Source organism: Paenibacillus tundrae (assembly GCF_036884255.1).
GTDB lineage: Bacteria > Bacillota > Bacilli > Paenibacillales > Paenibacillaceae > Paenibacillus.
The window spans coordinates 5,415,129-5,439,298 of record NZ_CP145605.1 but is presented as its reverse complement, the minus strand read 5'-3'; the positions used below and the strand labels follow the sequence as shown (position 1 = coordinate 5,439,298).

The following is a 24,170-nucleotide window of genomic DNA, read 5'->3' as shown; positions in this document are numbered from 1 at the left end:
AATCTTTTTTAGTGTGAAGAGCAAACATGTATGAAGCAGATATTGTAGCTTAGAAATAAGAGGCATATGTTGAATGGGGATATACGTATACTGGTGAGGAAGAAAAGTTGCAGGAAAGAGCAAAATAGTTGAAATATAATTACTTAAAATAATTTGTTGACAAAAAGTAAGTAGATAACTTATACTCAATTCAACAGATAAAGAAATTACGCAAAACAAAAACAAAGATGCGACTTAACCATTGACGTTAGTCAGATGAAGCGCACATGAAACAGAATTGCAACGAGTAGGGGTACACGTTACATGAAGTTCATGAAAAAAATTTTGGCATAATATCTTTAATCTAAGAATACCAAATTGTAAATATTGAATGGAGGAAAAAGAAATGTTGGATGTAGGATTGTTGTTGATTCGTTTGGTGATTGGTTTGTCGTTTATGGCGCATGGTGCTCAGAAATTGTTTGGCTGGTTCGGTGGATATGGGATTAAAGGTACTGGTGGTTGGTTTGAATCTATGGGTATGAAGCCTGGTGCGTTGGTGGCATTGCTAGCAGGTTTGGCAGAGTTCGGCGGTGGATTGCTGCTTGCACTTGGTCTGCTTACACCAGTTGGTGGTATTCTCATCGCATTAACAATGGTGATCGCGATTGTGAAGGTTCATGGGGCTAATGGATACTGGTCTACGCAGAACGGATTCGAGTATAACCTCGCGATTCTAGTGGTCGGTGTAGCTCTGGCTCTGACAGGTGGCGGACAGTACGCCTTGGATGCTTTGATTTTCTAAATCGCATATATGAAGAACGAAAGAGAAAGTACCTGGATGCTAAACTAGCTGAAGGGTGCTTTTTTTGTTGTGTAAAAGTGAGAAATCTGCGGAACGTAATCGGTTATTTTCACTACAGATTATGGTACAATAGGAGAGTTGGGTTTAGAATCAGTATTAACGTATAAAAGGGAACACAGATCTGGAGAGGATGAACTCCATTGTAATAGTGTAAAATGAAACTAATGTGCCGACGACGTTGCGGCGGAAGTTAATGTACAATCAACCGGCTCTGCCGGATTTGAATAAAGATTGAATGATGGACCGGCTCAGCCGGATTAAACGTGAATGAACGGATGAAAGGGATAGAAGCTATGAGCAAAGCTGCAGATAACATTCTTCAACAGGAAGTGGACAAACGCCGGACGTTTGCCATTATCTCTCACCCGGATGCGGGTAAAACAACTTTAACCGAGAAGCTACTATTATTCGGGGGCGCCATTCGTCTCGCGGGTACAGTTAAAGCGCGGAAAGCAAGCAAACATGCAACAAGTGACTGGATGGAAATTGAGAAACAACGGGGGATCTCGGTAACTTCTTCCGTGATGCAGTTCGATTATTTGGATCATCGAATTAATATTCTGGATACACCTGGTCACCAGGACTTCAGTGAAGATACGTATCGTACGCTGACGGCTGCGGACAGTGCAGTCATGTTGATTGACGTAGCGAAGGGTGTCGAGGCACAGACGATTAAGTTGTTCCAAGTATGTGCGAAGCGTGGCATTCCGATCTTCACATTCATCAACAAATTGGATCGTGAAGGACAAAGCCCGTTTGACTTAATGGAAGAGCTTGAGAATGTCCTTGGTATTCGCTCTGTACCGATGAACTGGCCAATTGGCACAGGTCGTGATCTGTGTGGTGTATATGATCGCATGAAAAACCAAGTTGAATTGTTCCAGGGCGACGATCATTCGACGATCAAAGTGCAAAAAGTGGATGGATACAAAGATCCCATTATCCGTGAGATGGCGGGAGAGTACCTGCATGATCAACTGTGTCAGGATCTGGAGTTGCTTGATGTAGCTGGGGATCAGTTCGATATGGAGAAGGTTCAACGTGGCGAACTTACGCCGATTTTCTTCGGTAGTGCGATCAACAATTTTGGTGTGCAGACGTTCCTGGAGAATTTCCTTGAACTAGCACCAAAACCTGAACCTCGTCGTAGTACAGCAGGTGACATTGAGCCGACCAATGAGAAGTTCAGTGGTTATGTGTTCAAAATTCAAGCCAATATGAACCCAGCACACCGTGACCGGATTGCGTTCTTACGTATCGTATCTGGTAAGTTCCAACGTGGGATGAGTGTGAAGCACAACCGTGTGGGGAAAGAGATCAAATTGTCTCAACCACAGCAATTCCTTGCCCAAGATCGAGATATCGTTGAAGAGGCATATGCTGGAGATATTATCGGTCTGTTCGATCCAGGGATTTTCCGAATTGGCGACTCGCTTAGCCAAGGCAGTGAAGTTGTTTTCGACGAATTGCCGACGTTCTCACCAGAGATTTTCGCCAAAGTAACTGTCAAAAATGCGCTAAAACATAAACAGTATCAAAAAGGGATCGACCAATTGACGGAAGAAGGAACCATTCAGGTCTTCAATACCGTTAGCTTCGACGAGACGTTGCTCGGCGTAGTAGGTCAGCTCCAATTTGAAGTATTTGAATACCGGATGAAGGGTGAATATGGGGTAGATGTGCAATTGCAGCGTATGCCGTATCAATTTGCACGTTGGATTGTGGACGAAAACCTTGATCCAAGCAAATTCCGTATTAACTCTACGCTGGTAAAAGATAAAAAAGGCAATTACGTTGTACTCTTCGAGAATGAATACGCGATGAGAACAGCAATGGACAAAAATCCTACGGCGAAATTCTTGGAAACTGCGCCTTAAGTTAAGTCTTACTGTGTAAATTTACACAAACCACTCCGATGACAGAATAACCTTCCGATCGCTGTTATCCCCAGATTTTTTGATCCCCCCTTTTTTTAAGGGAAAATCCGGGGATAAAGGCGAACGCTATGCTTCTTCATGTTATTTCTGTCCTCTCCGTTTTTTTGTGTAAATTTGTTTTATATCATGTAGTATAAGCAAGTGCGGTGTGTTAGCACTTGGTAAAAAGATAAAGATCCCTCCGCCGGTTGGTGGAGGGATCTATTGCTATCCACTTACCTTAGGCAGGGGTGACCTAGCCGAATAAGGGAAAGCTTTCTTTTGCAGACAGAACAAACGTATTGATGGTTACCTTCCCTTATTGCCTCACTTATCGAAGCGGTTGTACGGGAATGGTGTGCAGATGCTCCTGCGCGATTTGAATCAGTTCTTCCTGCTTGGCAGGTTCTGTGTTCTTCCAGATCATTTCGAAAATGGCGCCAAGTCCAGGTAAAGCTGCCTCAGGCCCGTCCACGGAACCTTCAATCATCTCTCGGAGCTGATCATCACTTTTGTCATGAACCTTATGAACAATCGCGTCACGCAGGCTTAATGTAATTGGCATCGCAATTCCCTCCTCGTATATTCGGCTGCTCTTATACTGTTCCCTGGGAAGCGTGAGCGCATTCAAGTTTGTTAGGCTTTGTGGTATACTACGAAGGATTATTTAAGTAAGCATGGCATGTATTTATGATCTTAAGAAGTATCAAAATAATGTGTAGTGCTGAAGTGCAGCGGGAGGGTAAAATCCTAATGGCAAAGAAACAGTATGCTGTGATTGGCATGGGACGATTTGGATCAAGTGTAGCCAATGCATTAAGTGGTATGGGATTCGATGTGCTGGCGATTGATGCAGATGAGCAACGGACACAGGAAATGTCTAATGTGGTGACCCATGCTGTCTCAGCCGATTCTACAGATGAAGAAGCGCTACGTGCGCTGGGCATACGAAATTTCGATGTTGTCGTGGTGGCAATTGGTGAAGATATTCAGGCAAGTATCCTGACAACGCTCATTCTGAAGGATATGGGTGTGCCAGTTCTTATTGTAAAAGCTCAAAATGAGCTCCATGGTAAAGTATTACAAAAAATTGGTGCGGACAAAGTCATATACCCTGAACGGGATATGGGTCTGCGTGTAGCGCATCATCTAACCTCACCAAACATACTGGATTATATTGAGCTGTCTGAGGATTACAGTATCCTTGAGATGAGAGCCTCTGAGCAAATGATCGGAAAAAACCTGCTCGAGCTAAACATTCGGGCACGGTTCGGTTGTAACGTGATGGCGATTCGTAGTGGTAATTCGATGAACATCTCTCCATATGCCGATGATCGGATTGAGGATGGGGATGTATTGATCATTGTAGGGCATAAGGATCATCTGACGAAGATGGAACTGGCCTATCCGAAGTGATGAGATGGGAAGGATGGAAAGATGGATATTGTATCACCGCAAAATGCACGTGTGAAGGAATGGGCTCAGTTGCTGGAGAAAAAGCACCGTACCCGTCAACATAAATATATCATTGAAGGCATTCATTTGGTTCAGGAGGCGCTTCGCGCTGGCGCTGATCTAGAGTGTATCGTCTATGATGGAGAGCAAGGCGTACCGTACGAACTTGCGGGATTCGAAAACCCACTTCAGAAGGTTGAATGGGTTAGTGTAACACCTGCAATTATCGCCAAATGTACGGATACGATGACCCCGCAGCCCGTATTTGCGATTGTTCGGAAGTCCAAGGAACCGATGCAGAATCTACTCTCTGAGACGAGAAATCTGGTCATTGTATTGGATAACGTACAAGATCCGGGCAATGTGGGAACGATTATTCGTAGCGCAGATGCCGCAGGTGCGGCTGGTGTCGTGCTGGGGACAGGCTGTGCGGACGTCTATAACCCGAAAACAATTCGTTCGACGATGGGCTCATTGTTCCATTTGCCGATTGTTGAAGGATCACTGGAGACGTTGCTGCCTGAAGCCAAGGCGGCTGGTGTCAAGATTGTGAGCACATCTTTGCAGGCAGAATACTCGTGTTATAGTTATGATTTTACGCAGGCAGTGTGGCTTGTCATCGGCAATGAAGGCAAAGGCATCTCTGAGTCCACCGCACGGTTAGTGGATGATGCTATTACGATTCCCATGCAAGGACAAGCGGAGTCGCTGAATGCAGCGATGGCTGCTACCGTTCTGTTGTTTGAGGCGATGAGGCAGCGGTTGGTTTAGGAAGTAGTTGTAGTGTGTGGTTTATAACATCAATTGAGACTAGTTATATCGTCCAATGAGATAATTTATAACATAAAAATGAGACTCATAAAATGCTGTTTAACTAGTAATAGCGCCGTTAGATTGAATCGACCATCGTATTTTACCAACTACTGTTTTAATTTTTTTTTGATTTTGTATTAAAAGTGGATAAGCATTTCTTATATTATGATGTGAGACAAACTTCCTTGGGGTCAAACTTAATAATTTTTCGCTAACCTTGCACAGTCCTAATATTCATCTTTTAGGGCTGCTCTTTTTTGTTTAATTACTTTTTTGGATAGAAGGTGGAACAAATGACTAGCATAGGAGAAAAGTTAAAATATATAAGGAAATTAAACAAACTTAATCAAACAGAATTCTCACAGATGATCGGTGTTTCACAGGGAGCATTAAGTGAGCTAGAAAAAGATAAATATAAACCATCAGTAGATACTATAATCGCATTAAAAAAGAAATTTAATATTGATTTGGAGTGGTTTATCTTTGAGGAAGATTTAGATAAAAGTAAACAAGTTTTTAGTGTTCAATTAGATGATTTCGAATCAAAATTTATAGCAGATCTAAGAAAGCTGAATAAGAAGGATAAAGAAGAGTTAGAAGGTATTTTAGATTTAAAATTAAAGTACAGATGAGGAATAAAGGGAGTTTATAATGGCTTAGAGAATTAAAAGTGATTTATTCGGTCGGTGTTTTCTTGTCACACTTTTCAAATTTTATAAGATTGAAAAAAACTTTCTATGTTTCTTGCTTACTCTACTAGTGAAACTTTTTTCAATCTCGTTTCTTCGACCTCATTCAGTTCTCAATAATAACTAAGCTACTATTATGAGGACAAGTGTCTACCATAATTTTAAGCAATGACGTTTTGCAATCTCCGTTGGAACCAAGCAATCCATAAATCCAAACTTTATTTAGTGGGATCATTCACCATCTGCTAATTGAAGTTACTTCAGGGCTGATCGACCTTATAACCTATAACCTAATGAATCCAAGAGCGTTTATTTCGACTATAACGCTCAAAGAAGGATTCAAAGGCGAATACCACATTCGACATTGGCAGCTGTGCCAGAAAGCAGAGGATTGGGGATTGGATCTCGACTCATTCAACATGCGGAAGAGCAAGCAATCTCACAAAGGTTATCATACTAGCTCCCTGACAGTCAAAAAGGAGAATCACCTTGCGGCAAAATTGAACACCAAACTTGGATACGAAATCACTTCTGAGATTAATAAACACTCCATCTCAATGTATTGAATGGTTAAACAACTCACATAATATGGACTTGGAAAAACCAAATCAAGGTAGGCATGCATTTATCATGAGGAAGTCTCCCCCTCGTTAAATGACATGTCTGTTCTTATTTATGACTACTGAAAAGTTAAAACCAAGTGTTCACACTGGAAAAAAATTAGGGGAATGCCCGAATGGACATGTACCAAGGTACATACCCTAAGCAACAATTCATTATATAATGATTGAACCAAAGTTAAGAGGTGATTCATGTGAGTAAGACAAACGAACCGTCAAGTTTTTTGAATTCGGGTATTGCTAACGATGATGATAAGATAGCTTCTACACGTATACCTGTAATTGTATGGGTGATCATTGTATCCCTCATTACACTTGTGTGGCAAACGATGGCTTCGCCTTTGTTACTACCAAGTGTGTTTTTCGGTGTAGTCATGTTGATACATATATATCTATACTGGCGTGTAAATGACATCATTAAACATTCCAGATTGATATATGTAGTAATCCAAGGAGGATTAATTTTTGGTAGCGCGATGATGATGCCAGACGGTTTTCCTGCCGTGTTGATTGGTCTAATTCCTGTATTAATTGGGCAGACGATAACGATCTTTTATGAAACAACGAAAGTAGTGCTCATTGCTTTAAGTTTATATTTCTGCTTCATTATGAATATTTACCTTTCAAAAGGTGCGCAAGAATTAGCTGTATTAATTCCGCTTCTGTTACTTATGATCATTGTTGTCGTAGCATACGCTGTTCTGTTCTATAGGCAAGTCAATGCAAGAGTCAGGACACAGACTTTTTTGTTGGAATTGGAACTTGCTCAGCAAAAAGTTGAGGAACTTACGCTTGCTAATGAACGTCAGAGGATTGCCAGAGATTTGCATGATACACTTGCCCAGGGTTTAGCGGGAGTCATTATGCAGTTAGAGGCTGTCGATGCCCATCTAAGCACGGGAAGAACCGAACGAGCTCATGAGATAATTATCAGATCGATGGGACAAGCTAGAGAGACCTTGGCAGATGCTAGAAAAGCAATTGACAATTTAAGAAGTAGGGCTACTCCTTCGATTGATTTTACTGAAGCAATGAATAATACAATTGATCGCTTTGTTATAGCCACCGGCATCAAAACCGATATCACTTGTCAAATCAACAAACCTATATCTGGTTTTAAGATGGAACATATTCTTCATATAGTGAGTGAATCGCTTATGAATGTAGCTCGACACGCCCAAGCGGATCATGTCAATATTATCATTGAGGAACACTGGAAAGGTGAGCTCCTCGTATATATTCAAGATAACGGAAGAGGATTTAATGTTGAAAAAATAGGTAAGCAATCCGGTCATTATGGGTTAATAGGAATTCATGAACGTGCACGTTTGATCGGGGGACAAATTCAAATAGAAAGTCATAATCAGGGAACTATTATTAAGTTAATTCTACCCTTTTCCCATAGGAGGTAACAATAATGAAAAGCTCGGTTTTAATTGTTGATGATCATTGGGTTGTAAGAGAAGGCCTCAAGTTAATTTTAGAAACGAATGATAAATTCTCTGTAGCAGGCGAAGCTGAAGAAGGTATAGAAGCTTTACAGCTCATGGAGGATCTAAATCCTGATGTTGTTTTACTTGATCTAAATATGCCAGGTGGTCTAGGTGGATTGGACACGTTGAAGAAGATGCATGAAAAACAAATTCAGATACCAGTGATTATCTTGACTACATACAATGAGAATGACCTGATGTTCAACGGTCTAGCTCTTGGTGCAAAAGGTTATCTTCTTAAAGATACAAGTCGGGAAAATTTGTTTCGTACTTTAGAATCAGCACTTCGCGGTCAAACATTATTACAACCTGAAGTAACAGCACGTGTATTTTCATTCAGGGAAAGGGAACCTGTCAGCAACCTCAAGTCAGAGAGGAATACGTTGTTAACCGAGAAAGAATTAATCATTCTTCAAGCCGTTGCACGTGGAATGCGTAGCAAAGAAATTGCGTTTGATATGGGTGTTACAGAAAGGACAATAAAAGCTCATCTAACTAATATTTATAATAAGCTAGGGGTTGATTCACGATCTGAGGCTGTTGCTGTCTCAGTGGAAAAAGGAATTCTTCACTTGTAAACTTCTTAGATACAAAATCGAAATGCTTTTCTGTAATCTTTAAATGTATGAGTACAATAAATAGGTTAATATGATAGGATTGGAATAATGATAGTGATATCTACTATATAACAATATCAACCTCAATTCCCTAGAATAGGTGAAATTCATATTTCAACTAATGCTTTTCATTCTATTGTTGATCATTTAATTGTAATGATTCAGTTGAGTGTAATTGTAAAATACATTTAGTTTGTCGCGAATTACAGAACTATTTACACAAAAATATGGAAGAATTAACAGGTGTTTATGTAAGTGAAATTCAAGTTCAAGTAGTGGGATCATCAATTTAACACAGTACTTATTCAAACAGTGCGCCTCGTATGCAATTTCCGAGGAATGTACTGTTTTTTTACTAATTAAAGAAAGACTCAACCAATTTTCATGATTCTAAATGTGTAACTGTGTACAATATTGGATTGATAATTACTCAATATTCCCTCTCGTTCTTCCCAAAAGTACATATGCTTCTTGCCCTTTTGTACGATTCATTAATTATTCTTCCGAGTTATGATGAATCCATGAGCTCGTCCTTAAAACGAACTCAAGATATGGGAATTGAGAGGGGAAGTTATTACACATGGCAAAATTATTATTCCGACTAGGCGAATGGTCGGTTAGAAAAAGTAAGATAATCATAATAGGAGGCATTGTTTTATTGATCTTACTTGCTTCCATTGGTTTAGGAAAGGGTCCTTCATTCACTGGTTCAATGACGATTCCAGGAACTAAATCTGAACAAGCAGCAGATGTACTAAAGGCGGAATTTCCACCCTCAGCAGACGAAGGACAAATTAGATTGGTCTTTAAGGCAGAGCAAGGTACCTTGGAAACGCCAGCTAATAAAAATTTGATTAATAAAGCACTAAAGAATATGGAAACAGATTCTGCGGTAAAATCCTTCCTTAGTCCTTATGATGGGTATACATTAAGCGAGGATAAAAAAATTGGTTATGCAGATGTCACTTACAAGTTACCTGCAGCAGAAGTAACCGAAAAATCTAAAGAACATGCACTTGAAGTTGCAAATTCCTTGAATGATAAGGGTATCCAAACAGAACTTGCTGGCAGTGTTGCCCTGTCCGAGCTTGAAGTTGGAGGTACATCAGAGGTCATTGGGATCTTGATTGCTTTCATGATTTTGGCATTCACATTCACCTCATTTCTTGCAGCTGGTCTGCCGATTCTGACTGCTGTAATCGGACTGGGAATTGGACTTATGACGATTATTATAGGTTCGAATTTTGTGTCGATGTCCTCATTCTCCATTACACTTGCAGTGATGCTTGCACTCGCTGTAGGCATTGATTATGCTCTGTTCATCATGTCGAGATATCGCCACCAGCTTGCAGAAGGATTCGAACGCCATGTAGCAATAGCTCAAGCTAATGCAACTGCAGGTAGCTCTGTTGTATTCGCAGGCCTGACAGTAATTATTGCGCTTGTGGGTTTGTCGGTTGTGCAAATTCCGTTTATTACGACGATGGGTCTAGCAGCTGCAGTAAGTGTTTTTGTCGCAGTAATCATTGCTGTAGTGTTTGTGCCCGCAGTGCTCGCAGCGGCAGGAGAACGAATCAGCCCGGCACGTGAGAACAAATTGCTTCGCAAATGGTCAGGAAGCAAGAAGAAACATAAATCCGAAAATTTTTGGGGCAAAGTTGTAACAAGAAAACCGTGGTTGACGACCATTGTATGTATTGTTATTTTAACGGTTTGCACACTTCCGTTCATGCATATGCAGCTTGGATTACCTGATAATGGTCTTAAGTCGACAGAAACAACAGAGCGCCGAGGTTATGATCTGCTTGCTCAAGGATTCGGCGAAGGGTTTAATGCCCCCCTGATTATTGTTGCCAAAGCAGCTAAAAGCACTGATGCTCAGGCTGATATTGCCAAATCTACTGCATTTATCGAAAAGCTAAAAGGTGTAGCTAGTGTGAGCCCCATTATTCCGAGCCCTTCGGGAAATACAGCTATAATCAATGTCTTACCTAAGACAGGACCACATGATATTCGTACTACTGAACTTGTAAAGTCCATTCGGAACCAAGCAGATAAGATTTTTAAAGAGGATAAGGTTCAAGTTCTCGTTACTGGAACCACTTCCGTTAATATTGATATTTCTGAGAAACTGTCCGAAGCCTTGCCTAAATTTGCCTTACTGATTGTTGGTCTCGCATTTGTGTTGTTGATGATGGTATTCCGCTCTATTCTGGTTCCAATAAAAGCGGTTCTTGGATTCCTATTTACCCTTGGCGCTACACTTGGTTTTGTTGTTTGGGTCATTCAGGATGGCTATTTGGGTAGTCTATTCGGAATCCCGGAACCTGGACCCGTCTTGAATTTCCTGCCCATTTTGATTACGGGCATTCTGTTTGGCCTTGCAATGGACTATGAGGTATTCCTTGTGAGTCGTATGCGTGAGGATTACAGCCACACCGGAGATGCACATCAATCTGTTAAAAGTGGTATGACTCACAGCGGACCAGTAGTTACCGCAGCTGGACTTATCATGATTGCTGTCTTTGCCAGCTTCATATTCGCAGAAGATACCATTATCAAATCCATGGGACTTGCTTTAGCTTTCGGTATATTGATTGATGCCTTTGTTGTTCGAATGACACTTGTTCCAGCGATTATGACGATCCTGGGTCGGAGTGCATGGTATTTGCCGAAATGGTTAAATCGGATCTTGCCGAATATTGACGTTGAGGGAGAGTCGGTAATGAATAGCCAGAAGAAATCGGAATAAGGAGGAAGGAATATGGCTAAGGTTCGCATATTTGCAGATAGCATATCGGATATCCCTCAGGAATGGATCATGAAATACAACATTGGCATTGTGCCCTTGTATATTGTATTTGAAAACCAATCGTTTCTTGATCGTATCGAGATAGATACCCATGAGATGTACAAAAGGGTAGCGGAATCTGGCAAGTTGCCAAAGACTGCAGCACCTTCACCTGCTGATTTTAATCGAATATTCAGTCCTGCAATTGAAAATGGAGAAGATGTACTGTTTATCAGTATGTCTTCTGAGTTATCGTCTACTTATCAGAACTCAATAATTGCAGCGCGAGAATTTCCGGCTGGTCGAATCACAGTGGTAGATTCATTAAATGTATCGGCTGGAACAGCCATGATTGTTCTCTTGGCTATCAGGGCTGCAGCAGAGGGGCAAAGTGCACTTAGTATTTCAGAGAAAATTCATAAGCTGAGAGATGAAGTACAATTAAACGTATTAGTAAATGGGCTTGATTATTTACATAAAGGCGGAAGAGTAAATAATCTTCAACATTTAGTTGGGAGTATACTTCGAATCAGGCCAATACTTTATGTAAGACAAGGGCGAGTTTTCTCTGGTGTGAAATACCGTGGAAACAAAGAGCGAGTTCTCCGTAAACTGCTAGATAATATACTTTCACAAATTCACCGTATTGACCATGATCAGATCATCATTGCTCATACTTTGGAGGCAGAATCAGCAGAATGGATCAGAAATTTAATCCTTGAAGAAACCTGTATACGTGATGTATACATTATTGAAGGTGGCTGTGCTATCTGCTCTCACAGTGGTCCACATAGTCTCGCAATCAGCTTTATTATGAAGTTGAACCCATTTTAATAAGTTCATTTATTCGAATAAGGAGCTACCCCTGCGGTGACTTCTTTTTTTATATTTCAGGTATGTAGTTCAACTAATTTTATAATTTGAAACAAATAAGTTATGTAAGACACGATGTAGGGAGAAGCACAGTGAGATGTCGTAAATCTGGTAGAATTAATATATAAACTATGATCAAGTTAATAAAAGTAAGCATTCATGGTTACCAGATCGACCAGACTACTTTCAATACATAGGAGGAATAAAAATGGGTATGCATTCCCCTCATTTTTCCTTAAACTCGATCCGTTTAAAACTGGTAGTGGGCTTGTTTGTTGTTACATTACCCCTCATTACTCTCCTTATCTACAACAATCGCTATAGTATTGACGTGGTACGTAACCAAGTCGCCATTTCTAACAAGAATTTAATTTCTTTATATATGAATCAGATTGATGACCGGTTAGAACTTGCCGAAAATAATATACTTGGTCTAGCCACAGCTAACTCTGATATTCAGTCCATGGGTACGCCAAACTCCGAAGATGAATATCAAATCGCTAAATATAATGCTTCAGTCAATCTGTCCAATAGTATGTTCTTATATAAATCTATTGATGCATTCTTTGTTTATATACCCAACCGTCAAGATTTATTAAATATTTCGCAATCCTCTGTTTCATTTACCGAACGGATAGAGGTTGAACACCATTTGGTTAAACACTTAAATCAATTATCTAATTCGTCCCAATTGCCAAGCAACTCGTGGTATATCCAAAATGTTGGAGATCAGAGTTATCTCCTCCGTGTCACTGAAGCAGATAATTTATTTATCGGCGCTTGGGTCAATGCTAATACACTACTTGGTCCTCTGAGTTTAATAGATTTCGGAAAAAATGGTAGCGGACTTCTCATTTCATCTTCAGGGAAACCGATAGTTCGTAGTGAATTAAATCTTGAACATGTTGATCTTATGAGAGGATTTCAACATTATTATCTAACCGGTGATAGAAACAACTTGATGGTTGTTGGACAATCCTCTAATGAAGGTGATTTCAGTCTGGCTGCAATCATCCCTAACGATCAGATTCTACAAAACCTGCCTATGTTATCATGGTTAATTGGTTGGATATCATTTTCTGCTATTGCATTAGTGCCAATAAGTCTATATTTTCTACATCGTACCTTGTTGGTGCCTTTAAAACGTCTCATTGCAGTCATGAATAAAATCAATAATGGCCTATTACATGTTCGCGTTGAGGATTACAAAACATCCGAAGAATTTATAATGGTATACCACACTTTTAATAAAATGATTAAACAAATTGAGCAATTAAAAATTGATGTGTATGAAGAACAATTGAGTAAGCAGAGAATCGAACTTCAGCACCTCCAGCTTCAGATTAATCCTCATTTCTTTATGAATTCGTTAAACATTCTATATAACTTAGCTCAAGTGAAGAATTTTACTCTTATTCAAGATATGACCCTTTGCCTAGTTCGATATTTCAGGTTTATGTTCCGAAGCAATCTATCCTTTGTAACATTGACTGAGGAACTTGAACATGTCCGCAATTATGTTCGAATCCAGGAATTGCGTTTCCCGGAGCAAGTGACTTGTACTATAGAATATCCAGAAACGTTAGATCACTTAAATATCCCTCCACTGCTAATTCAAACTTTTCTTGAAAATTCAATCAAACATAGTGTTACTTTAGAGGAACCTTTGCATTTGTCAGTAATACTTGAATTACGAGAAACAGGTTTAAATCCATTTATTGAAATCATTATTAGAGACACGGGTAGAGGATTTCCTGAAGATGTATTGACACAAATTCGTTCGGGAAACCGAATCATTGATGAGAAAGGTGAACACATAGGCATCTGGAATGTTAAGAAAAGGTTACTTCTACTATATGGTCATGACGCATCATTATTCTGTTATAATGGCTTTCCACAAGGCGCTGTAGTAGTGGTTCGACTTCCTTATGCTGAAGAGAATTAGAAAGGTGGTTTCTATCATGATGTACCAGTTAATTATTGTTGATGATGAGATACATGCTGTCGAAGGAATTCGCCTGGGTATGGATTGGAGTAAGCTGGGGATTGATAAAGTTTTAACGGCGCATACAGTTAAGCAGGCCAAAGAATTGTTTGAGGAACAGCATATTGATATCATGCTCTGTGATATCGAGATGCCTCAAGCATCCGGATTGGAGTTAGCCCAATGGGTTCGAGAACGATTTCCTCATACAGAAACTATTTTTTTGACGTGTCACGCTGATTTTGACTATGCCAAGCAGGCGATCCGATTAGGAAGTTTAGATTATATTTTAAAGCCTGTACCATTCAATGAACTGGAAAAAGTAATCCTCAAAGCAAAAGAAAGGATTCACAAAGAAGCAGAGACTGTTCAAATCAGTCGATTTGGGCAATTTTGGTTCCAACTTCGACCGATATTAAACGAACGTTTCTGGGAGGACATACTAAATCAAACTATTCCGTCAAATCCACAAGCTCTGAATCTCGCTGCAGCACATCGAAATATTGAATATCTAAATGAAATGTTATTTTTACCAATCTTAATAAATATTCAAAGATGGCATAAGTCACTAACCTTGCGTGAGGAAAAGATTTTGGAGTATGGCCTTAAAAATTCTGCAGAAGAAATACTCCTAAAGTCAAGGAAAGAAGGATTGGTCATTGCAATCAGCAATAGAAAGATGCTGGCTATAGTATCCCTAGAAGAAAATGAGAATTTTACAGCTGCATTAGAACAAGAAGGACAAAGATATGTTGAGGAATGCAGTCATTATTTTTATTGTGATATCTCATGTTATATTGGACAACCTGTTCATGGTCATGAAATGTTGGATATGATGAACAAACTCAATGAATTGGATCGCAATAATGTTGCGTACAACAATAAGGTGTTTTTCCTTTCTAAATCTCAAAATAAATCCTCATATTATGAGCCCGCAAATATCAAGTTATGGAGTGTTATGTTAGCTAAAGATTTATTTGATGAAGTATTAAGTGAATCTACCCAGTATTTAAATGGTCTGGATAGAGGGATTCTAAACGCCGATCTTTTGAACCGAGTCTATCAGGACTTTCAACAGATGATGTATTTTGTACTACAAACAAAAGGAATTCAAGCACATCAATTATACAGTGATCCCTTTTCACAGCAAATGATTTTGAATGCTCCTCGTTCCATAACCAATTTACTTGAGTGGGTTGAACACGCTTTAAAAAAAGCAAAAGAATATGTACATTCGCTAGAACAATCATTGACTGTTGTACAGAAAGTAATGCAGTTCATACAACTTAATATTTCAAAGGATATTTCCCGAGAAGAAATTGCCAATCATGTCTTCCTTAATCCAGATTACTTAACACGTATTTTTAAAAAAGAAACAGGCATTGCTGTATCTGATTATTTGTTTCAAGAAAGGTTACGGATCGCCAAAGAACTCTTGATAAAAACGGATATGCAAATCAGTGCAATAGCTTCACATATTGGATATGTGAATTTTTCTCATTTTTCACGGATGTTTAAGAAACATACCAATATGAACCCGAATGAATTTCGCAATACACATCAACATCCAAAACTAGAATTATGATTAGCGAAGTGGAAGAGAGCACATACTCTAGCTGTGCAACTATATAGTAATATTTTTATAAATGAACCAGTCAAGTTTACGCTTGGCGGGTTCATTTTATTACTCAAGCTGATGGACTAATCATGGTCGTTAAATGAATATTGAAAGGTCGTACAAACAGCAGAATTACAGGAAAGCTTTCTGTAAACTACAAGTACTCACTTCTGAACACCACACTTTTAAAGGTCTTCATAAGTAGAGAAATAATCATGAGGGGGAACAGTTATGAAAAAGAAATTGAAGTTATTCAGCTTGCTGGTACTAACCTCCGTGTTGCTATTATCTGCATGTAGTAGCAGTGAGAACAGCAGTATCAATCAGGGTGAGAGCAATAATGAAGAAGTGACTGAACTAAAGGTTGCATTTCCTATTTTTGGTGCACTCCCGAAAGATATGCCTCTGATTGAAGGTGCCGTTAACGCATTGGCCCAAAGAAAATCAACGTGAGGGTGAAATTAATGCCCATTAGCTTTTCCAACTGGATGCAGCAAACGAATTTGATGTTCTCCAGTGGTGAACAACTTGATCTTATGCCAAGCATTTATAATTACAGTCAGTCCGTTCTACAGGGGCAATTGATTCCGCTAGTCGAGCTATTAGCAAGCCATGGACAAGGAATTGTTAAGGCTCTGGATCCTGCTTATCTAGATGCCTCAAAAGTTAAAGGGATTATTTACGGTGTACCAACATTGCATGAAATGGCTATGATTAACGGAGTATCCATGCGAAAAGATATTGTTCAGAAGTATGATGTCGATACTAGCAAAATGCAAACCATTCAGGATCTCGAAGAAGTGCTGAAAACAGTTAAAGCTGGAGAGCCCAATATGGCATCTTTAATTCCGTCTACTGTAGGTGCGTCTATACTTAATAATTACAAAACATTTGATGAACTAAGCAACACTATAGGTGTTCTCCCAAATTACGATAATAATTTAAAGGTAGTTAACCTATATGATACTAAAGAGTATGCTGAACGCGGATTCTCATTTCTAACCAGTGCACATCCGGCAGCTCTAATTGAGACAGCTGAAGATGAAAGTTTACAAATTCACATAGCCTCCTGTTTCCACAACATCTCAAATAACAAACACGATGTGGGGAATCACTGTGAACTCCAAAAACCCGGATAAGGCGATGGATTTTCTGAATCTGATGTACTCTGATAAAGACATTGCGAACTTACTGATATGGGGTATTGAGGGGGAAGCATTATGATATCAAATCTGGTAATGTTATCGACTTCCCTCAAGGTGTTGATGCTCAGAGTTCGGGATACTATATGAATATGGGTTGGTTATCTGGTAATCAATTCATAGAACACGTCTGGAAAGGGACTGACCCTGAATTATGGGAGAAAGTAAAAGAGTTTAATGCATGGGCTACGAGATCAAAAGCATCGGGCTTTACTTTTGATTCATCGACAGTTAAGACTGAGGTAGCATCTATCGGAAACGTTATTACTCAATACGCGCTTCCACTTGAAACAGGGAGTTTAGACCCTGATAAAATCCTGCCTAAATTTATAGAAAGCTTAAAAGCAGCAGGCATTGACAAGGTGATTGCAGAGAAGCAAAAGCAGCTTGACGAATGGACGCAAGAACAGAATTAACTGTAACGTCAACGTCTCAATAGATCGAAATGAAAGAAGGGAGTGTTGCATGATGAAAGGCAGACTAAATGATGCAAGAAGGACACTATGGAAATATGGTTCCCTTTACTTAATGATGTTACCCGGAGTTGCTTATCTGATCATTAACAACTATATGCCTATGTATGGAATAAGTATTGCATTTAAAGATATTAATTTTGCTAAGGGGATATGGGGTAGTGACTGGAATGGTATGGATAACTTCAAGTTTTTATTTTCATCGTCCGATGCATTCATTATTACCCGTAATACCATTCTATATAATGCAGCTTTTATTATTATCGGACTTATTGTTGGAGTGGGAACAGCTATTCTCCTGAATGAAATCAAGAATAAGCTGGCAGTCAAGTTCTATCAAAGTGTTTTGCTGCTGCCTTATTTAATTTCTATGGTGCTGGTAAGTTATCTGGTGTATTCGTTACTAAGTGTGAATGTAGGGCTAATGAACAAGACGGTCCTACCGGCCTTAGGCATAGACTCTGTATCTTGGTATAATGAGCCCAAATTCTGGCCATTCATATTGGTCATCGTAAACTTATGGAAGGGTATAGGCTTCTCCTGTGTAGTGTACCTTGCAGCCATTATTGGTATTGATAAGGAGTACTATGAGGCAGCCAAGTTGGATGGCGCTAGTAAATGGCAGCAGATACGTAAGATCACAGTTCCATTAATAACACCAATTATTGTCATGATGACCCTATTAAGTATAGGGCGTATTTTCTACTCAGACTTTGGACTGTTCTACCAAGTGCCCATGAATTCAGGTGCCTTATACAGTACAACTAATGTTATTGATACGTATGTATTTCGCGCACTTATGCAGCTTGGTGATATTGGGATGTCTGCTGCGGCAGGATTGTACCAATCTGTTGTAGGTTTCATCCTTGTCATTCTTTCAAATTATACTGTTCGAAAAATTAACAAAGAAAATGCGTTGTTCTAGGAGGTATTGTGATGGCTAAAGAAGAACGTTTTTGGCATTGGGGTTCTAATATTATTTTGATCTTGTTGTCTCTTGCTTGCATATGTCCATTCCTGCTTCTTGTAATATCCTCATTAACTGATGAGCAATCTATTATTCAACAAGGCTATTCCTTCTTCCCGGAGACATTTAGTTTTGCAGCTTATGAATATATATGGCAGCAATCCTCTCTCATTTTTAATGCCTATGGAATCACGATTTTTGTTACCGTAGTTGGAACTGCATCCAGTTTACTTATTACTTCAATGCTAGCTTATCCTCTTTCAAGACCAGATTTGCCTGGTGGAAAATTTGTAGCATTCCTTTTGTTCTTTGCTTTGTTATTCAACGGAGGATTAGCTCCAACTTACATCATATATACTCAAATATTCCATCTGAAAAATACACTTGCAGCTCTCATTATTCCAGGGTTATTAATGAACGGATTCAGTGTACTGATGATGAGAGGTTTTTTCATGACAACCGTACCAGCCTCTGTTTTGGAGTCAGCAAGTATAGACGGGGCTCGAGAGTTTACAATTTATCGCAAAATCGTATTACCGCTTTCATTGCCTATATTGGCTGTTGTGGGTTTGTTACAAGGACTTATGTATTGGAATGATTGGTTCAATGGTTTGATTTATCTGACGGATCCTGAATTATACAGCTTGCAAACCGTGATGAATCAACTAATGAGTAACATTCAGTTCCTTTCCAACAACAGTTCAGTAAGTTCATTGGCAAGTGGCTCCATGCAAGAGCTTCCAACAGAGGCCTTCCGCATGGCTATTGCCGTAATCAGCATTGCTCCCATTATGATAGCCTATCCCTTTCTACAGAAATATTTTGTCAAAGGTTTAGCTCTGGGAGCGGTTAAAGGTTAAGCGCTATAGCAGTACTTGGACTTTCAATCAAAGGCTCATCATGTTCAATACATGATGGGCTTTTGATTTTATTAAAGATGTTGTCCACCCTAATTTACTCTTCATCGTCGTTCACAATGTTAAATTTGTTCTTGTCTCTGTATTTTTTTGGTGTCGAGTCTGTATGTTTTTTAAAGATCTTAATAAAATGGGCTTGATCATAAAAATTCAATTTAGCTGCTATTGCAGTAACAGGTAGTTGGGTTAATTCCAACATTTTTTTTGCTTCTTCAATTTTTTCTGCTTGAATGAACTGGGTAATCGTCACTCCCGTTTCTTTTTTGAAGAGCTGAGACAAGTAATTTTCCTGTAAACCGACCTTTTTTGCCAAAACAGATAAAGTAATATTTTCATATAAGTGGTTAAAAATATAATCCTGGCAAGATGCAATGGACTTGGAGAGATTCTTCCGTTTACTGTTAGAAACCCGATCAACAAAGTCTATTAATGCATCGCCAATGGCAGCAACTACCGCACTGTATTCACGAAGATCTTCGATATGCTGAATATGAAGATCGCTGAGAGTATAAGCGATCTCCGGATATAGACCTCCTTCAATTGCAGCTCGCGCAGCGAGTGCAATCGAATAGATACCAAGATTTTTTATCCTTCGCAACTGGTTATAGTTAGACAGAATACCAGGGCCATCGTAATTAGCTGTAAGTGTCATTTGATTAAAGGCAGTTTTATCACCGTTTTTAATAGACCTTAACAGCTGTTTCTCAATATTAAATACACCACTGAATTCGAATGATTCCCGTCGGTCGGAAATAACGATCTCGGCAAGTTTACTTGAATCAGAGTCAGGCTCAAATCGAAAATGCTTTTCCATAATATCAGTGATATCAAGCATGATTCCATTCAGGAGATGGTGTACCAAAATTCCGATATGATTAAGACGTTTTGTTGAGAAGAGAGGTAGTTGTAGCAAGTAAGAAGCCCATTCAGGTGTTACGGTGTAATCACATTCTCTAAGTAGATCGTTAATAATTTCGTTGTTCATGGAGATCACGGTAGTAGGTCCCATAACGACGATTGCCTCCATAACACGATCATGAAGTAACGGAACAACGATGAAGGATTCTCCTAAAGGAGTTGTATGAATATTGGGGATAAGCAAAGGCTGAACTTGTTGCTTCAGAAGCCCAACAAGCTCGGAGTGATGGTTAAAAAGGGGATTAACCTGTATGCCTTCATGGAGGTAAGATATAATTTCGTCACTATCATCCATCCAAGTGTAACAGATAGGTAGTTGTAAGCTCTCTAGCAATAACTTACATGAATTATGTAACCGCTCATCATTTTGAACTGATCTCATTCAATTCACATCCTACAAGTCCATTGATTTATACTTTTTTAATAAGAATCATACCATAAACAATACATATTTAATATTAGAATTAGTGTTAGTGTTAGTTTCATAACTTAAACGAGGTGATTAAATTGGCTTTTACAGAAAACTCAAAATTAAAGGAATTGCTTGCGAACGAAGAAGCGGTCAAAATTTTAGAAAAATATTTGCCTGGGATTTCTACTAATCCAATGATTAGCATGGCAAATAGTTTTACGTTGAAGCAACTTAGTGCTATTCCACAGGCCAATATTCCTGAAGAGCTTGTTTCAGTTATTTTGTCAGATCTATCGTCTATCTCTACAACTGCCCAGCCAAGTTCAGCAGAGACTGTCCAAAACAGAAGTAACAATTTGGAAAATGGGCTAGTTGCTATTGTAACCGGAGCAGGTGGAGGTATTGGCCGAGCTGCATGTCTAAAACTTTCTGAATCTGGATTCAAGATTGTGGCTGTTGATTTCAACACCGTGTCTGGTACAGAAACGGTTAGTCTGATTCAGCAACGAGGTGGGGAGAGCCTATTTTTACAGGCAGATGTTACAAAGGAAGAAGATGTCGAACGTTACACGAAGGCTACGGTAGAAGCTTATGGTCGAATAGATGTCTTTTTCAACAATGCCGGAGTTTTGCAAAATTTCTCTTTACTTGAGAACCTTGAAACAATGGAGTTTGACCGGGTGATGAACGTAAATGTACGAGGTAGTTTCTTGGGATTAAAGAAGGTGCTATCAATAATGAACGCACAGGGGTTTGGTTCAATCATTAATACAGCGTCCACGGCAGGAATTCGTGCTGAACATAGTATGTCTGCATATACAGCAAGTAAACATGCCGTTATTGGTTTGACGAAAGCAGCGGCCATTGAATACGTTCGTAAAGGTATTCGCGTGAATGCCATCTGTCCTGGTGGTGTCGATACAGCACTGACACAATCTGTTCCTACGATGATGCAGGAATCAGGCTATACACCAGAAGAGTTTCCTAATATGCGCATCGGACGCTTTGCTGAACCATCCGAGATCGCGGAAATAGTCGACTTTCTGGCTTCAGATAAATCGCGTTACATTACAGGTTCCATCATCGCCGTGGATGGTGGATTAACTCTATAACATTAAGGAGGACTAAGAATGAAGCAGAGAATCAAGATCGACAAGGCAACACCCAATAACGGGGTATTGGATTTTTCGAAATTGTTGGATGCTCCAGCGGGTAAGCATGGTTTCACTCAAGTTAGAGATGGCAATTTATACTTTGCTGATGGTACCCGTGCGAAGTTTATAGGTTTCAATTTACCTACTCGTTCTAATACACCTGATCATCATACTGCTGAGCGATTGGCTGAGCGCTTTGCATCTATGGGGGTTAATGTCATTCGACTTCATGCTGCTGACGCTGCACCTGGTCCTTCTGGATGGAGTTCAAGTATGGACAATCCTTTGATTGATTATGATAGCGGTTCCAGCAGGAACTTAAATGAGAAAGGTCTTGATCGTTTTGATTATTTCATTGCGAAGCTAAAGGAAAAGGGCATTTATGTGCAGATCGATCTACTGGTGGCGCGTGTTTTCCAAAACGGAGATGATCTGGATTATGCTGATTCACCGCCCTTTTTCTTTAAAGGCTTCACTCATGTTAATGACAGACTAATTGAACTTCAGAAGGAATATGCAACCAATCTCTTATGTCATGTGAATCCATATACTGGACTGGCTTTAATTGACGACCCTGTAGTCATGACCATTCAGGTCAATAATGAGGATTCCATCTTTCGGGGGACGGAAGACATTAAGGATGAGAAAGGCATAATACCATACCGAGAAGAGCTACAGCGTCGTTTTAACCGGCACCTGCTCGCCAAGTACGATACAAGGAAGAATCTTGCAAAAGCATGGACGTATAACAACATCTGTGCGCTGGGGGAAGAAGAAGATCCAGAAGCAGGGAAGGTTCGTTTTCCAGAAGGCAGCTTCTATCAGGTAACCAATGATCCAATGGGAGAATGGGCAGGGAATGTAAGTCCAGCACGTTATGCCGATTTTATGGAATTTGGTATTGATGTAAATCGTCGTTACTACAACACCATGATTGATCATATCAGGTCTTTAGGAGCAAAAGTCCCTGTAAACACAAGTAACCTCCTGAATGGTACAGCGGATGTTTATTCACATATAGATGGGGATATTATGGAGAATAATACATACTTTAACCATCCAATGCCGCCATTTCACCAGGAAACTCTGGTGGTGCCGGGGATGCGAGAATATGTAACTTCTAATCCACTGACTGTACACAAGGACGGAATATTCATGCGTACCGAAATGCTGCAAATGGCTACTACCGCAGTGGTTGCCGGTAAACCTTTTATCCTAAGCGAATGGAATGAGTATGGTGTTAATCCTTTTCACTCCACAGCATTTATATCCATGGCAGCATATGCTTGTCTGAATGACTGGGACGGTCTTATGGTCTATTGTTATCATACATCAGAAAGCTGGAACGATCAGCCTGATGATGTCATCACTGACATTTTTGATGCTTACAATGATCCGTCACTTATTTGCCAGTTTGGTTTTATGGCATCATTATTTCTGGGAAGTCTGGTACGTCCGGCTGAGCATCAAATGGATCTCGTTTTTACCAAAAATGATCTAAAAACCCTTCCGTCTTCATTTAGCATGCCGAATACTTTTCTTCCATACATCACTAGCCTACGTAATGTATTTCTGGATCAGGGGGATACTTATACTGGCGATGCCGATGTCGCTATCACTGGAGGCTTTGTCAACAACGGTGATCTCTCTCAGGCCAAGCACGCAGTTTACTTCTCTTGGTCATCCTTTAGGGATGCCATGAGGCACACGTCTGGTACAGGACGATTAGAGAGACTTGCAGAGCAGACTGATGAAGAATTGACTGGTGCGAAATTGGGCGACAAGCTATTGGTATTTGAAGACATCACTTCCTTGGCTGGAGATGGCGATTATACTGCTTTTGCATCTAACCTGGACATAGCACTCAAGCGTTGGGGGCTTCTACCTAGTGACCGTGGTTTAGTTGGTAATGCCCTAATCTCTGATACGGGTGAGATAAGCTTTGATCCCATTGCGGGTACGTTCGGTATCCAAACTCCAAGTTGTAGCTACTTTAGTGGAGATCCTGCCGGAGGTATAACGCTAACAAAGGATATTGTCCTGAATGTTAACAATGATCGTTTGTCCGCCGCTTTATTACCTGTGAACTGTGATCACATAGATGTTGCAAAATCATTTCTTATTACGTTAATCGGTCCCACTGGAATGGACGAAACGATTTTCACTTCTGATGGTTTTACTACGATAGTTGATCATCAAGGTAAATTGTATGCAGACACCGCTGAGGGTTCTTTGTTCGTCCAAAGCCAGACGGCAACCCTCATTGCCTTGGACACAGTGGGTACGCCTGTTGCCAACATTATAGGAACACCTACTGATGGTGGTGTAGTTTTTAATCTTGACGGGACTATCCCGGCAGTACATTTCCTTCTGGAGTTCGTATAAATATGCAGACTTGGGCATTGCGTAAGTAA

General features: G+C 39.8%; 21 protein-coding genes. 19 read left to right on the top strand and 2 right to left on the bottom strand.

Annotation, left to right across the window (positions count from 1 at the left end):
* Positions 1-385 precede the first annotated feature (385 nt).
* Both V6W81_RS24335 and V6W81_RS24330 read left to right on the top strand, forming a co-directional pair.
* On the top strand, positions 386-784 hold the full coding sequence (locus tag V6W81_RS24335; protein ID WP_053783291.1) for a DoxX family protein: 399 nt from the start codon (positions 386-388) through the stop codon (positions 782-784).
* Positions 785-1,137: 353 nt separating this feature from the next.
* Positions 1,138-2,721: a peptide chain release factor 3 gene (locus tag V6W81_RS24330; RefSeq protein WP_338540653.1), complete on the top strand. Its 1,584-nt coding sequence runs from the start codon at positions 1,138-1,140 to the stop codon at positions 2,719-2,721.
* A 370-nt stretch (positions 2,722-3,091) separates the two neighbouring features.
* Here the strand turns inward: V6W81_RS24330 and sspI are convergent, their stop codons facing one another.
* Positions 3,092-3,325 (bottom strand): small acid-soluble spore protein SspI, encoded by a 234-nt coding sequence (gene sspI, locus V6W81_RS24325; RefSeq protein WP_056698227.1) that lies wholly within the window; start codon positions 3,323-3,325, stop codon positions 3,092-3,094.
* A gap of 188 nt (positions 3,326-3,513) precedes the next feature.
* Between sspI and V6W81_RS24320 the strand changes: the two genes are divergently transcribed.
* From V6W81_RS24320 to V6W81_RS24255, 15 genes are all read left to right on the top strand, one after another.
* Complete coding sequence (locus V6W81_RS24320) at positions 3,514-4,176, top strand: potassium channel family protein (protein ID WP_056698232.1); 663 nt, start codon at positions 3,514-3,516, stop codon at positions 4,174-4,176.
* 21 nt (positions 4,177-4,197) lie between these two features.
* The gene (locus tag V6W81_RS24315) at positions 4,198-4,986 is read left to right on the top strand and encodes a TrmH family RNA methyltransferase (protein ID WP_338540652.1); all 789 of its coding nucleotides are present in this window, start codon (positions 4,198-4,200) and stop codon (positions 4,984-4,986) included.
* 335 nt (positions 4,987-5,321) lie between these two features.
* Positions 5,322-5,660, top strand: coding sequence for a helix-turn-helix domain-containing protein (locus V6W81_RS24310; RefSeq protein ID WP_338540651.1), 339 nt, complete (start codon positions 5,322-5,324; stop codon positions 5,658-5,660).
* Between the two features lie 430 nt (positions 5,661-6,090).
* On the top strand, positions 6,091-6,177 hold the full coding sequence (locus V6W81_RS29250) for a GNAT family N-acetyltransferase (protein WP_430701380.1): 87 nt from the start codon (positions 6,091-6,093) through the stop codon (positions 6,175-6,177).
* Between the two features lie 354 nt (positions 6,178-6,531).
* On the top strand, positions 6,532-7,749 hold the full coding sequence (locus V6W81_RS24305) for a sensor histidine kinase (protein ID WP_338540650.1): 1,218 nt from the start codon (positions 6,532-6,534) through the stop codon (positions 7,747-7,749).
* Positions 7,750-7,754: 5 nt separating this feature from the next.
* Complete coding sequence (locus tag V6W81_RS24300) at positions 7,755-8,408, top strand: response regulator transcription factor (RefSeq protein WP_338540649.1); 654 nt, start codon at positions 7,755-7,757, stop codon at positions 8,406-8,408.
* 619 nt (positions 8,409-9,027) lie between these two features.
* On the top strand, positions 9,028-11,199 hold the full coding sequence (locus V6W81_RS24295; protein ID WP_338540648.1) for an MMPL family transporter: 2,172 nt from the start codon (positions 9,028-9,030) through the stop codon (positions 11,197-11,199).
* A gap of 12 nt (positions 11,200-11,211) precedes the next feature.
* On the top strand, positions 11,212-12,072 hold the full coding sequence (locus V6W81_RS24290) for a DegV family protein (RefSeq protein WP_338540647.1): 861 nt from the start codon (positions 11,212-11,214) through the stop codon (positions 12,070-12,072).
* A gap of 247 nt (positions 12,073-12,319) precedes the next feature.
* Positions 12,320-14,056, top strand: a complete 1,737-nt coding sequence (locus V6W81_RS24285) for a sensor histidine kinase (protein WP_338540646.1) — start codon at positions 12,320-12,322, stop codon at positions 14,054-14,056.
* Positions 14,057-14,072: 16 nt separating this feature from the next.
* The gene (locus V6W81_RS24280; protein ID WP_338540645.1) at positions 14,073-15,680 is read left to right on the top strand and encodes a response regulator transcription factor; all 1,608 of its coding nucleotides are present in this window, start codon (positions 14,073-14,075) and stop codon (positions 15,678-15,680) included.
* Positions 15,681-15,944: 264 nt separating this feature from the next.
* Complete coding sequence (locus tag V6W81_RS24275; RefSeq protein ID WP_128103518.1) at positions 15,945-16,166, top strand: hypothetical protein; 222 nt, start codon at positions 15,945-15,947, stop codon at positions 16,164-16,166.
* A gap of 11 nt (positions 16,167-16,177) precedes the next feature.
* On the top strand, positions 16,178-16,852 hold the full coding sequence (locus V6W81_RS24270; RefSeq protein WP_338540644.1) for a hypothetical protein: 675 nt from the start codon (positions 16,178-16,180) through the stop codon (positions 16,850-16,852).
* Between the two features lie 155 nt (positions 16,853-17,007).
* Entirely contained in the window at positions 17,008-17,331 is a 324-nt protein-coding gene (locus V6W81_RS24265; protein WP_338540643.1) for a DUF3502 domain-containing protein, read from the top strand.
* A gap of 49 nt (positions 17,332-17,380) precedes the next feature.
* On the top strand, positions 17,381-18,313 hold the full coding sequence (locus V6W81_RS24260) for an ABC transporter permease (protein WP_254438334.1): 933 nt from the start codon (positions 17,381-17,383) through the stop codon (positions 18,311-18,313).
* Between the two features lie 11 nt (positions 18,314-18,324).
* Positions 18,325-19,215 carry a carbohydrate ABC transporter permease gene (locus V6W81_RS24255; protein WP_128103517.1) on the top strand — a complete coding sequence of 297 codons (891 nt, stop codon included), beginning with the start codon at positions 18,325-18,327 and terminating at the stop codon, positions 19,213-19,215.
* Positions 19,216-19,309: 94 nt separating this feature from the next.
* Here V6W81_RS24255 and V6W81_RS24250 read toward each other — a convergent pair whose 3' ends face one another.
* The gene (locus V6W81_RS24250; protein WP_128103516.1) at positions 19,310-20,572 is read right to left on the bottom strand and encodes a helix-turn-helix domain-containing protein; all 1,263 of its coding nucleotides are present in this window, start codon (positions 20,570-20,572) and stop codon (positions 19,310-19,312) included.
* Between the two features lie 386 nt (positions 20,573-20,958).
* Between V6W81_RS24250 and V6W81_RS24245 the strand changes: the two genes are divergently transcribed.
* Both V6W81_RS24245 and V6W81_RS24240 read left to right on the top strand, forming a co-directional pair.
* Complete coding sequence (locus V6W81_RS24245; protein WP_338544064.1) at positions 20,959-21,714, top strand: SDR family NAD(P)-dependent oxidoreductase; 756 nt, start codon at positions 20,959-20,961, stop codon at positions 21,712-21,714.
* Between the two features lie 18 nt (positions 21,715-21,732).
* Positions 21,733-24,141, top strand: a complete 2,409-nt coding sequence (locus V6W81_RS24240) for a cellulase family glycosylhydrolase (protein ID WP_128103515.1) — start codon at positions 21,733-21,735, stop codon at positions 24,139-24,141.
* The last annotated feature ends 29 nt before the right edge of the window (positions 24,142-24,170 follow it).